The 10,953-nt window shown below is 72.5% G+C and carries 9 protein-coding genes; all 9 read right to left on the bottom strand.

Going from position 1 to position 10,953, the window contains the following annotated elements; genetic code table 11:
• Positions 1 to 405: 405 nt before the first annotated feature.
• Complete coding sequence (locus tag E1300_RS42415; protein WP_131762938.1) at positions 406 to 1,266, bottom strand: TIGR03936 family radical SAM-associated protein; 861 nt, start codon at positions 1,264 to 1,266, stop codon at positions 406 to 408.
• A 232-nt stretch (positions 1,267 to 1,498) separates the two neighbouring features.
• Positions 1,499 to 3,421, bottom strand: coding sequence for a TIGR03960 family B12-binding radical SAM protein (locus tag E1300_RS42410; RefSeq protein WP_131762937.1), 1,923 nt, complete (start codon positions 3,419 to 3,421; stop codon positions 1,499 to 1,501).
• 117 nt (positions 3,422 to 3,538) lie between these two features.
• Entirely contained in the window at positions 3,539 to 4,720 is a 1,182-nt protein-coding gene (gene rodA / locus E1300_RS42405; RefSeq protein WP_131762936.1) for a rod shape-determining protein RodA, read from the bottom strand.
• Positions 4,720 to 6,792, bottom strand: a complete 2,073-nt coding sequence (gene mrdA / locus E1300_RS42400; protein ID WP_131762935.1) for a penicillin-binding protein 2 — start codon at positions 6,790 to 6,792, stop codon at positions 4,720 to 4,722. The genes rodA and mrdA overlap by 1 nt, the downstream gene beginning before the upstream one ends.
• Positions 6,789 to 7,388 carry a rod shape-determining protein MreD gene (gene mreD / locus E1300_RS42395; protein ID WP_131762934.1) on the bottom strand — a complete coding sequence of 200 codons (600 nt, stop codon included), beginning with the start codon at positions 7,386 to 7,388 and terminating at the stop codon, positions 6,789 to 6,791. Before mreD ends, mrdA begins: the two co-directional genes overlap by 4 nt.
• Position 7,389: 1 nt before the next feature.
• Positions 7,390 to 8,400, bottom strand: coding sequence for a rod shape-determining protein MreC (gene mreC, locus E1300_RS42390; protein WP_131762933.1), 1,011 nt, complete (start codon positions 8,398 to 8,400; stop codon positions 7,390 to 7,392).
• A gap of 37 nt (positions 8,401 to 8,437) precedes the next feature.
• A complete protein-coding gene (locus E1300_RS42385; protein ID WP_067461266.1) occupies positions 8,438 to 9,472 on the bottom strand; it encodes a rod shape-determining protein in 1,035 nt (344 codons plus the stop codon).
• A 219-nt stretch (positions 9,473 to 9,691) separates the two neighbouring features.
• The gene (gene ndk / locus E1300_RS42380) at positions 9,692 to 10,102 is read right to left on the bottom strand and encodes a nucleoside-diphosphate kinase (RefSeq protein WP_131762932.1); all 411 of its coding nucleotides are present in this window, start codon (positions 10,100 to 10,102) and stop codon (positions 9,692 to 9,694) included.
• 108 nt (positions 10,103 to 10,210) lie between these two features.
• The coding region (locus E1300_RS50780; RefSeq protein WP_207400272.1) for a hypothetical protein at positions 10,211 to 10,953 on the bottom strand (743 nt) is incomplete at its 5' end.

Here is a 10,953-nt window from a genome sequence, read left to right as displayed (position 1 = left end):
CACCGAGATCTACACTCTTTCCCTACACGACGCTCTTCCGATCTACGTCCGGCGGCGGCCCGGCCGGGCGGCTCGCGGAGCGGCGGCGCGGGCGCGAGCTCACGGCCGCTCCCGTCTCGCCTCCCGCGGGGTCCCCCGTGTCGCGCAGGGTCTCGTCATCGGTTCCTTCGGCGTTGGCCGAGTCTTCGTTCTCTAGCATCCGGGCAGTCTCCCGTCAGGCTCCCGGGCGCGACCGCCTGCTCCGCCAGGGGGCGGATCGGTGCGGTGCGCCGCACGAGAGCTCTCCGTCAGTCGTCGGCGTCGTCACCGCCGGACGGTGGTCCGGCCATGACGACGAAGTCGTCGGGGGTGCGCCCGCCGGCCCCTGCGGACCGGTTCCGTGTCGCCACGGCTTCGGTCCCACGGTCAGGCGCTGACGGCATCCACGCTCGCGGTGTCCCCGGGCTGCGGCCGCGCAGGGCCGCGGGCCGCCTCGGCTTCGTCGCCGGACGGCAGGCCGGTCTCCCGGTCGGGATCCAGGGGATCCGCGAGGCCACCGGTGGCCGCGTCGAGGGGCCCCTGCGCCAGCCTGGTCACCAGTGGCGGTGACGGCGGCGCGAGGTCGGCGACCTGGCGCAGTCCGGTGAGGATGTCGTCGGGTCGAACGGCGGGTGTGGAATGCCGAACAACCATTCGAAGTATCGCACAAGGGGCATCCGCCGCCTCGGCGGCGCGCCGGTCCAGCTCGCAGGCGGACACGGCGGCGCGCACGTCGAACCGGCGCCGTCCCTTCTTCGTGAGGCGTTCCACCTCGATGTCGCCGGCGGCCATGAAGGCGGCCACGGCAGCGGCGGCGGCGTCCTGGGACACCCCGTCCAGCCGGATCCGCCATTCGGACGCCTGGAGCCGATCGGCGAACGCGCTCGGCCTGGCCTGCGCGTCCCCGGCGCGGCCCGCCCTGACCGGCACGACATCAACGATGTCGAGCCCGGCGGGGAGGGCAGCGTCGAGATCGGCCCGCACCCGCGCAGGGTCGCGGGTCTCGGTGAGCCCGATCTCGAGGTATTCGGCCTCACTGGCCACCCCTGTCGCCGCCGCGCCCGCGTACGAGATCTTCGGGTGCGGGGTGAATCCGGCGCTGAACGCGACGGGGATCCCGGCGCGCCGTACGGCGCGTTCCACGGCCCGGGATATGTCGCGGTGGCTCGTGAACCGCAGCCTGCCGCGCTTCGCATAGCGGACGCGCAGTCGCTGGGTCACGGGGGCCGGCGCCGGTCCCTCCGGCATGGGTGCCAGGGCTCTGATCCTTCCTACTCGTGTCGAGTCGTGAACGTCTCCCTATAGAGTACGGGTCGCCCGGCGCCGTTTCGCCCGTGCCCCGGCGCCGGAACCGACGCGCCGCGCAGCTCAGGGCCCTCGCGCGTCCGGTCCCGGCCTCACTGAATCGAGTTCGGACCTGGTCGGACGCGGCATCGCGGCCCAGCGTGACCGGCCAGTCACACCCGGTCGGAACCGGCGCTCAGACCACCGACAGCGGGAGCAGCCTCTTGCCGGTCGGGCCGATCTGGATCTCGGTGCCCATCGTCGGGCAGACTCCGCAGTCGTAGCAGGGCGTCCAGCGGCAGTCCTCGACCTCGGTCCCGTCGACGGCGTCCTGCCAGTCCTGCCAGAGCCACTCGCGGTCGAGCCCGGCGTCGAGGTGGTCCCACGGCAGCACCTCGACCTCGTCGCGCTCCCGGACGGTGTACCAGTCGAGGTCGACCGGCTCGTCCGCGAGGGCCTTCTCGGCGCAGGACGTCCAGCGCTCGTAGGAGAAGTGCTCGCTCCAGCCGTCGAAGCGGCCGCCGTCCTCCCAGACGGCCCGGATGACCTTGCCGACCCGCCGGTCGCCGCGCGACAGCAGGCCCTCCACGATCGACGGCTGGCCGTCGTGGTAGCGCAGCCCGATGGCGCGGCCGTACTCCTTGTCGCCGCGCAGGGCGTCCTTCAGGGCGCGGAGCCGCCGGTCCACGGTCTCGTGGTCGCACTGGGCGGCCCACTGGAACGGGGTGTGCGGCTTCGGCACGAACCCGCCGATCGACACCGTGCAGCGGATGTCCTTGCGGCCGGTCGCCTCGCGGCCCGCGCGGATGACGCGCTTGGCCATGTCGGCGATCGCGAGGACGTCCTCGTCCTCCTCGGTGGGCAGCCCGCACATGAAGTAGAGCTTGACCTGCCGCCAGCCGTTCTCGTAGGCGGTCGTGACGGTGCGGATCAGGTCGTCCTCGGTGACCATCTTGTTGATCACCTTGCGCATCCGCTCGGAGCCGCCCTCGGGCGCGAACGTCAGCCCGGAGCGGCGCCCGCCGCGCGAGAACTCGTTGGCGAGGGTGATGTTGAAGGCGTCCACCCGCGTGGACGGCAGCGACAGCGAGGTGTTGGTGCCCTCGTACCGGTCGGCGAGGTCCTTGGCGACCTCGCCGATCTCGCTGTGGTCGGCGCTGGACAGGCTGAGCAGCCCGACCTCCTGGAAGCCGGACTCGTTGAGGCCCTGCTCGACCATCGCGCCGATCGTGGTGATCGACCGCTCCCGCACCGGACGGGTGATCATCCCGGCCTGGCAGAACCGGCAGCCCCGGGTGCAGCCGCGGAAGATCTCCACGCTGAACCGCTCGTGCACGGTCTCGGCCAGCGGGACCAGCGGCTTCTTCGGGTACGGCCACTGGTCGAGGTCCATCACGGTGTGCTTCTCGACCCGCCACGGCACGCCCTGACGGGCCGGCGCGACCCGCTGGATCCGCCCGTCGGGCAGGTACGACACGTCGTAGAAGCGGGGCACGTACACCCCGCCCGACGCCGCGAGGCGCAGGAGCAGCTCGTCACGGCCGCCGGGGCTCCCCTCGGCCTTCCACTCCCGGATCACCTCGGTGATCGCGAGCGCGATCTCCTCGCCGTCGCCGAGCACGGCGGCGTCGAGGAAGTCGGCGATCGGCTCGGGGTTGAACGCGGCGTGCCCGCCGGCGAGGACGATCGGGTGCTCGTCGGTGCGGTCGGCGGCCTCCAGCGGGATGCCCGCGAGGTCCAGGGCCGTGAGCAGGTTCGTGTAGCCGAGCTCGGTGGAGAACGACACGCCGAGCACGTCGAACGCGGCGACCGGGCGGTGCGCGTCCACGGTGAACTGCGGGATGCCGTGCTCCCGCATGACGGCCTCCATGTCGGGCCAGACCGAGTAGGTCCGCTCCGCGAGGACGCCGTCGCGCTCGTTCAGGATCTCGTAGAGGATCTGGACGCCCTGGTTCGGCAGCCCGACCTCGTAGGCGTCCGGGTACATGAGGGCCCACCGGACGTCGGCCTCGTCCCAGTCCTTGATCTGCGAGTTGAGCTCCCCGCCGACGTACTGGATCGGCTTCTGCACGCGCGGGAGCAGCGGCTCCAGTCGCGGGAAGATCGACTCGACGGGCATGGCGGAGTCCTCCGTGCTGTGGCCATGGGGATGAACGTCCAGCCTACCGCCGCGCCCCCGTGCGCCGGGCCGCACGGAAGTACGCTGGATCACGCCGGGCCGTGCCCGGGCCCGGCGTCAGTCGAAGGGGCGGCGGCGGACGTGCACGGCCTGGAGCAGGCCGAAGGCGATCATGTTGGCGAACGTCGCGGAGCCGCCGTAGGAGACGAACGGCAGCGGCAGGCCGGTGATCGGCATGATCCCGAGGGTCATCCCGACGTTCTCGAACGTCTGGAACGCCATCCAGCAGACCACGCCGGTCGCGACGAGCGTCCCGAACAGGTCGGCGGCCTGGGTGGCGATGCGCAGCCCCCGCCACAGCACCACGCCGAGCAGGACGACGATCACGGCGGCGCCGACGAAGCCGAGCTCCTCCCCCGCGACCGTGAAGATGAAGTCGGTCTGCTGCTCGGGGACGAAGTGCCCGCCGGTCTGCTCGCCGTTGAACAGCCCCTTGCCGAACGCGCCGCCCGACCCGATCGCGATCCGGGCCTGCTGGGCGTTGTAGCCGGCGCCGCGCGGGTCGGCGGACGGGTCCATGAAGGCGGTGAACCGGGCGAGCTGGTAGGGCTTCAGCAGGCCGAAGAACCACACCGCGAACCCTGCGGCGAGACCGCCGCCGACGAGCCCCACCAGCCAGCGCTTCTGCGCGCCGGAGATCGCCAGCATGCCGAGGACCACGAAGATGAACACCAGCGTGGTGCCGAGGTCGGGCTGCATCATGATCAGCGCGGCGGGGACGCCGGCGAGCGCGAGGGCGAGCAGGACGTCCTTGCGGCCGGGCCCGATCTCGCCGTCCCGGGGCTCGCCGAGGATCATCGCGAGCAGCACCACGAGGCCGACCTTGGCGAACTCCGAGGGCTGCACCTGGAAGCCGCCGCCGAGCACGATCCACGAGTGCGACCCGTTGATCGTGGAGCCGAGCGGCGTGATGACGGCGACCAGCCCCACGCACGCCAGCCCGTACAGGATCGGGACGTAGGCGCGCAGCAGCCGGTAGTCGAGGACGGTGACGACGGCGCCGAGCGCGAACCCGATGACCAGGTTCAGGACGTGCCGCTTCAGGAAGCTCTCGGGGTCCTTGCCCTGCTCGATCATGAGCTGGAAGGTCGCCGAGCGGACCAGCAGCGCGCCGACCACCGACAGCGCCATCACGACGAGGACGAGCGTCCAGTCGAGGCGGCGCAGCTCGGCGACGCGGTGCTGCCACTGGCCCCGCTCGCGGTAGCTCCCGACCGTTCCCACCTTGGTGCTGTTCATCACGGCGCCGCCCCGTCGGCGGGCGGCCGCGGCAGCTCGGTCGGCAGCCGGCCGTTCTTGAGCAGCGGCTTCCTGTCCTTGGTGCCGTACATGGCCTCCCAGATCTGCCGCACCGCCGGGGCGGCGGCCGAGGCGCCGGTGCCGCCCTGCGCCACCATCGCGACCACCGCGTACCGGGGTTTCTTCACCGGGCCGAAGGACGCGAACCAGGACGTGTCGTCCTTGCCGAAGACCTCCGCGGTGCCGGTCTTGCCGGCCACGTCGACCCGCTTGAAGTCGAAGCCCTGGAAGGCGCCCGCGGCCGTGCCCTTCTTCGTCACGTCGGCGAGGCCGCTCCGGATGTAGGCGAGGATCTTCTGCTCGACCGGCAGCCGGGTCGGCGGCGCCTGGCCGATGCGGCGGACGAGCGACCCGTCCGGCCGCACCACCGCCACGCCGAGGCGCGGCGTGACGAGCTTGCCGCCGTTGGCGACGGCCGCGTACGCGCGGGCGAGCTGGAGCGGCGTCACGAGGATGTCGCCCTGGCCGACGGAGAAGTTCGCCGCGTCACCGGCGCGCCACACGTACCCCTCGGTGCAGTTCTCCGCGGAGATCGACTTCAGGTAGGCGGCGCGGGCCGGGTCGGTCTTGGCGACCTGCGGGTAGCCCTCCTTGGCGCCCTTGCAGTCGGCCTTCCTCGTCGCGTTCCAGTAGCTCTTCTTCCAGCCGCGGTCGGGGATGCGGCCGGTCGTCTCGCTCGGGAGGTCGATGCCGGTGCGCCTGCCGAAGCCGAAGTTGCGGGCCATCCCGACCATCGGGTCGGCCGGGTTCTTGCGCGGCTTCATCCCGCCGTCGCGCAGCCACTCCTCGTACGCGAACTTGTAGAAGATCGTGTCGCAGGAGACGACCAGCGCCGTGTGCAGGTTCATGTCGCCGTGGCCCTGGCCCTCGAAGTTCGTGAACGCGCGGCTGCCGACGTTGTACGAGCCGGGGCACGGATAGGTGCCGTTCAGGCTGTAGCCGTCCTTCACCGCGGCCGAGACCGAGGAGATCTTGAAGGTGGAGCCGGGCGCGAACTGGCCCTGCGTCACCCGGGAGATCAGCGGCTCGCCCTTCTTCTTGCCGAGGAGCCCGTCGTACTCGTCCTGGGAGATGCCGCCGGTCCAGATGCCGGGGTCGTAGGTCGGGTAGCTCGCCATGGCGACCATCCGGCCGGTCTGCACGTCCATGACCACCGCGGCGCCCGCGTCGGCCTTGCGGCCCTGCGAGCGGGCGCTGGTGATCGCGCCCTGGAGCGCCTTCTCCGCCGCGCCCTGCACCCCGGCGTCGATGCTGGTGACGAGGTTGCCGCCGGTGGTCGGCGCCCGCTCCTCCGCGGTGCCGGTGACGCGGCCCTGGCTGTCGACGAGCACCTTGCGGAACCCGGGCTCGCCGCGCAGGTCCGCGTCGTACATCGCCTCCAGGCCGTCGCGGCCGATCAGGTCGACGCCGCTGTAGCCGGTGACCTTCAGGCCCTTGCGCTTGTCCAGCTCGACCTGGGTGATCGGCTGGAGGTAGCCGAGCGCCTGCGCGGCCCCGGCGCCCTCCGGCTTGGGATAGTCGCGGACGGCCTGGACCTGCGCCGTGACGCCGGGGAAGTCCTCCTGCCGCTCCATGATCTGGAGGGCGCGCTTGGGGTCGACGCGGTCGTCCACGGGGATCGGCTGGTACGGGGAGCCGGGCCAGCAGGGCCGCTTGATGCCCGGCCCGCACAGCCGGATCCGCTTCTGGATCTCGTCGTAGCTCGTGCCGAGGACGCCCGCGAGCCGCTTCAGCACGCCGGTGCCGTGGTCCTTCTGCCGGGACAGCGAGGTGCGGTCGACGGAGACGACGAGCGCGCTGCGGTTCCGCACGAGCGCCCGGCCCTGGTCGTCCAGGATCATGCCGCGGATCGCCGGGACCACGATGTCGCGGGTGCGGTTCTCGGCGGCGATCTGCTGGTAGTGCGACCCCTCCAGCACCTGGAGGGACCACATCCGCCCCACCAGGACGAGCAGCAGCGCCCCGACCAGCACGTACAGGACGAGCAGCCGGAAGTGCGTCTTCGAGTTCACAGGCCCCCGCCCCGCCCGGACATCGCGCGGTAGCGGGCGGCGGGCACCGAGAAGCGGTCGCCGCGGGAGCGCTCGCCGCGCTCGTACCGGCGGGTCACGCGCAGCACCGCCCACACGATGAACGGGCTCGCGATCACGTCGTAGACGACCTGGAGCGGGACCATCCGCGACACGGTCGACCACTCCGCCCGCGGATCGCCGAGGATCATGCCGGTCGCCGCGTACAGGACGGTGCCGGCGAGCGCCCCCGCGGCGACCGCGAAGAACGGGACGACGGACTGCCGGTCCATCTCGGCCGACGCGATCCCGCACAGGTACCCGATCAGGCAGTACACCAGCGCGTACCGGCCGAGGGTGTGGTCGGCGGGCGGGATGATGTCGGCGGCGAGACCGGCCAGGAAGCCGGCGACCATGCCGGTCATCGAGCCGCTGACCAGGGCCAGCGCGACGACGGCGAGCAGCACGAGGTCGGGCTGGACGCCGCCGGGCAGCGGCAGCCGGTTGGCCACCGACACCTGGAGGACCAGCGTCACGACGATCACGACGGCCGCGGTCACGGTGCGGCCGGTCTGCGACGCCTCCGGTGGGTTCAGCACGTCAGTCCCCCGGGTTGGGTGTCGAGGACGGGCTCTTCGTGCGGCTCGGCCGCGCCTTCGGGCTCTTCCCCGACTTCGCGCCGGGGCTCGGCGAGCCGCTCGGGCCCGCCGACGGCGTCGGTGTCGGGGTCGGCTTCGGCGACGGCGGCAGCACCGCGTCCCGCGGGTCGGTCTTGGGCGGCGCGACGACCACGGCGACCACGTCCAGGCTCGTGAACCGCACGAACGGGCGGACGTAGGCGGTGCGGGTCAGGCCGCTGCCGGCGTCGTCGATGCGCTCGACCACGCCGATCGGGACGCCCGGCACGTACGGCCGCTCGGCCTGCGAGCCGAGCGTGACGACCCGCTGGCCGACGCGCATCGGCGCGGCGGCGTCCAGGAGCTGGAAGCGCAGCGGCGTGCCGCCGTTGCCGAGGCCGCGGCGGCCGCGGCCCTGCACGATCCCGATCTCCTTGGAGTCCTCCAGGCGGGCGCCGACGGACGAGGTCTGGTCGGAGGCCAGCAGGACGGTCGCGGTCGCGGGCCCGACGCGCGTGACGCGCCCGACGAGCCCCTCACCGCTCATCACGGTCATGTCGGGCTTGACGCCGTTGCGGCTGCCCACGTCCAGCGTGACCGTGTCCTCGAAGCCCTGCCCGGCGGAGATCACCTGCGCGGCGCGGATCTTGTAGCCGCCCATCCCGGCGGTGCCGAGCAGCCGCTGGAGCTGGGCGGAGCGGTCCTGGTCGAGCCGGTTGGAGCGCAGCTGCTCGCGCAGCCGCTGGTTCTCACGTTCCAGCCGGTCGGCGCGGCGCCGCTCGCCGGGCGCGTCCGTCACCGCGTCGAAGGTGTTGCCGACGGGCCGCACCACGGACGCCGACGCCCGCTCGACGGGACCGAACACCGCCGCGCCGAGCCCGCGCAGGCCGCGCAGCGGGGAGTGCTCCCCGCCGCGGTAGTCAACGGTGATCATCACGAGCGCCGCCACGAGCAGGGCGCCGAGGACCACACGGGTGCGCCGGGTGTCCTTCACCCACCGACCTCCCGATTCCTAGTCAGCCGCCGGGAGTTCAGTGCCGCGGCTCCGGGACGAGCACCTGGCGGAGCGACTCGAAGTCCTCGACGCACTTGCCGGTGCCGAGCACCACCGAGTCGAGCGGGTTGTCCACGAGGTGGATCGGCATGCCGGTCTCCTCGCGGAGCCGCTCGTCCAGGTTCTTCAGCAGCGCGCCGCCGCCGGTGAGCGCGATCCCGCGGTCCATGATGTCGCCCGACAGCTCGGGCGGGCACTTGTCGAGGGTCGTCTTCACGGCGTCCACGATGGAGTTGACCGGCTCCTCGATCGCCCGGCGCACCTCCTCCGCGGAGATCACCACGGTCTTCGGCAGCCCGCTGACCAGGTCGCGGCCGCGGATCTCGGCGTGCGGCTCCTCGTCCCCGCCGGGATAGGCCGACCCGATCGCCATCTTGATCTCCTCGGCGGTGCGCTCGCCGAGCATCAGCGAGTACTCCTTCTTGGAGAACGAGATGACCGCCTGGTCGAGCTCGTCGCCGCCGACGCGGACCGACTGGCTCGTGACGATCCCGCCGAGCGAGATGATCGCGACCTCGGTGGTGCCGCCGCCGATGTCGACCACCATGTTGCCGGTCGGCTCGTAGACGGGCAGTCCGGCGCCGATCGCGGCGGCCATGGGCTCCTCGATGATGTAGACGCGCCGGGCGCCGGCCTGGTAGCCGGCCTCCTTGACGGCGCGCTGCTCCACCCCGGTGATCCCGCTCGGCACCGCCACCACGATCCGCGGCTTGGCGAAGTGCCGGCGCTTGTGCACCTTCTGGATGAAGTACCGGAGCATCCGCTCGGTGACGTCGAAGTCGGCGATGACACCGTCCTTCAGCGGACGGACCGCGACGATGTTGCCGGGCGTGCGGCCGATCATCCGCTTCGCCTCGATGCCGACCGCGACGATCTTCCCCGTGTTGGTGTTGATCGCGACCACCGAGGGCTCGTTCAGGACGATCCCACGCCCGCGCACGTAGACCAGCGTGTTGGCGGTGCCGAGGTCGACCGCCATGTCACGGCCGAGAAAGGAAAGCTTGTTACCCATGAAGAAAGGGAGCCCTTCATGTTGACGGGCGTGTATAGCGGCCTGCCCATCGTAACGTGCCGAAGCGTCCGCGGGCAGTCACCCCCGGCGTGCGCGCCGTCCAAAAACACGGTGCTGACCAGGGCTGTTTTCGCTAAAACGCACGCGGGCCGGAAGATCCGGCCCGCGTGTCGATCGGTGCGGGACGCGGCGCGGCCGGGCCGCGCGGCGTCCCGGGGCTCAGCCCAGTTCGGGGAAGAACAGCTTGATCTCGCGCGCGGCGGAGTCGGTGGAGTCCGAGCCGTGCACGATGTTCTCACCGATCTCCAGCGCGAAGTCGCCGCGGACGGTGCCGGGCGTGGCCTTCACCGGGTCGGTGGCGCCGGCGAGCGCGCGGAACGCCTCGATGGCCCGCGGCCCCTCGACGACCATGGCCACCAGCGGGCCGCCGGTGATGAAGTCGACGAGCTCGCCGAAGAACGGCTTGCTCGCGTGCTCCTCGTAGTGGGCCTCGGCGGTCTCACGCGGCAGGGTGCGCAGTTCCAGCGCGACCAGCTTCAGGCCCTTGCGCTCGATCCGGGAAATGACCTCGCCTACGACACCGCGGCGGACGCCGTCGGGCTTGACCAGGACGAGAGTGCGCTCGGACACGGGTGATTCTCCTCAGGGAAAGGGTGGATGGGGTGGGCGCACCCCGCCGACGGGGTCCGGCCCGACGTGACGCGCACGTCGCGGCCCGCACACCACTGCGCGCGAATCCTACCCGCCGCTCGGCTCCGCGGCGCCCTCGGCGCCCGGCGCCCGCTCCGGCACCTGCTCCGCCACCTGCTCTGCCACCTGCTCTGCCACCCTGGGGAGAGTCTGCGATTCAGGCGGTGGCGCCTGCTGCGGCACCATCAGGGAGGCCGGCGCGGCGTCCGCGAAGGTCCGCGGAGAGGCCTGCGCTGATGCTTGCGCGCCGTCCTCTACCCCCGCCTCTGCCGCCGTCTCCGACGAGTGCGGCCGCTGGGACGTCCTCGCAGGCGTCGACGGCTTGGCGGGACGGCCGACGGTCAGGCGGGTCGTCACCGCGGCGAGGAGCAGCGTCGCGGCGCCGGCGGCGACGAGCCAGGTCCGGTAGCCGCCGGTCAGGGCGGCGAGCTGCCCGGCCTCGCTCACCGGCCGCGCCCGCTGGAGCCGCGCCGCCTGGAGCGAGAGGGCGAGGAGCTGCCCGGTCAGCACGGCGGGGAAGCACAGCGACAGGCCGAACAGCGCGGCGCCGGGCTTCGCGTCCCGCAGCGAGGCGGCGAGGGCGAGCCCGGCGCCGAGGCCGAGCGGGACGAGCAGCACCGGCAGCGTCCAGCGGCCCTGTGCTCCCCCGGCGAGACCGGCGACGCCGGCGGCTCCGGCCGGGAGCGCGGCGAGCATCAGGCCGTACCCGGCGAGGACGGCGGCCCGCCCGCCGGCCCGCGCGGCGATCCACACCGAGGCGAGGGCGCCCGCGACCGCGGCGGCGCACGCCC

Origin of the sequence: Actinomadura fibrosa, assembly GCF_900659615.1 — a bacterium.
Lineage (GTDB): Bacteria > Actinomycetota > Actinomycetes > Streptosporangiales > Streptosporangiaceae > Spirillospora > Spirillospora fibrosa.
This window is presented reverse-complemented; position numbering and strand designations above follow the sequence as displayed.

Bases quoted from the DNA above. Each gene is read 5' to 3' on its own strand.
- E1300_RS42410 (WP_131762937.1), bottom strand. From the start codon at position 3,421: ATGCCCGTCGAGTCGATCTTCCCGCGACTGGAGCCGCTGCTCCCGCGC.
- E1300_RS42385 (WP_067461266.1), bottom strand. From the start codon at position 9,472: ATGGGTAACAAGCTTTCCTTTCTCGGCCGTGACATGGCGGTCGACCTC.
- rodA (WP_131762936.1), bottom strand. From the start codon at position 4,720: ATGAACAGCACCAAGGTGGGAACGGTCGGGAGCTACCGCGAGCGGGGC.
- E1300_RS42415 (WP_131762938.1), bottom strand. From the start codon at position 1,266: ATGCCGGAGGGACCGGCGCCGGCCCCCGTGACCCAGCGACTGCGCGTC.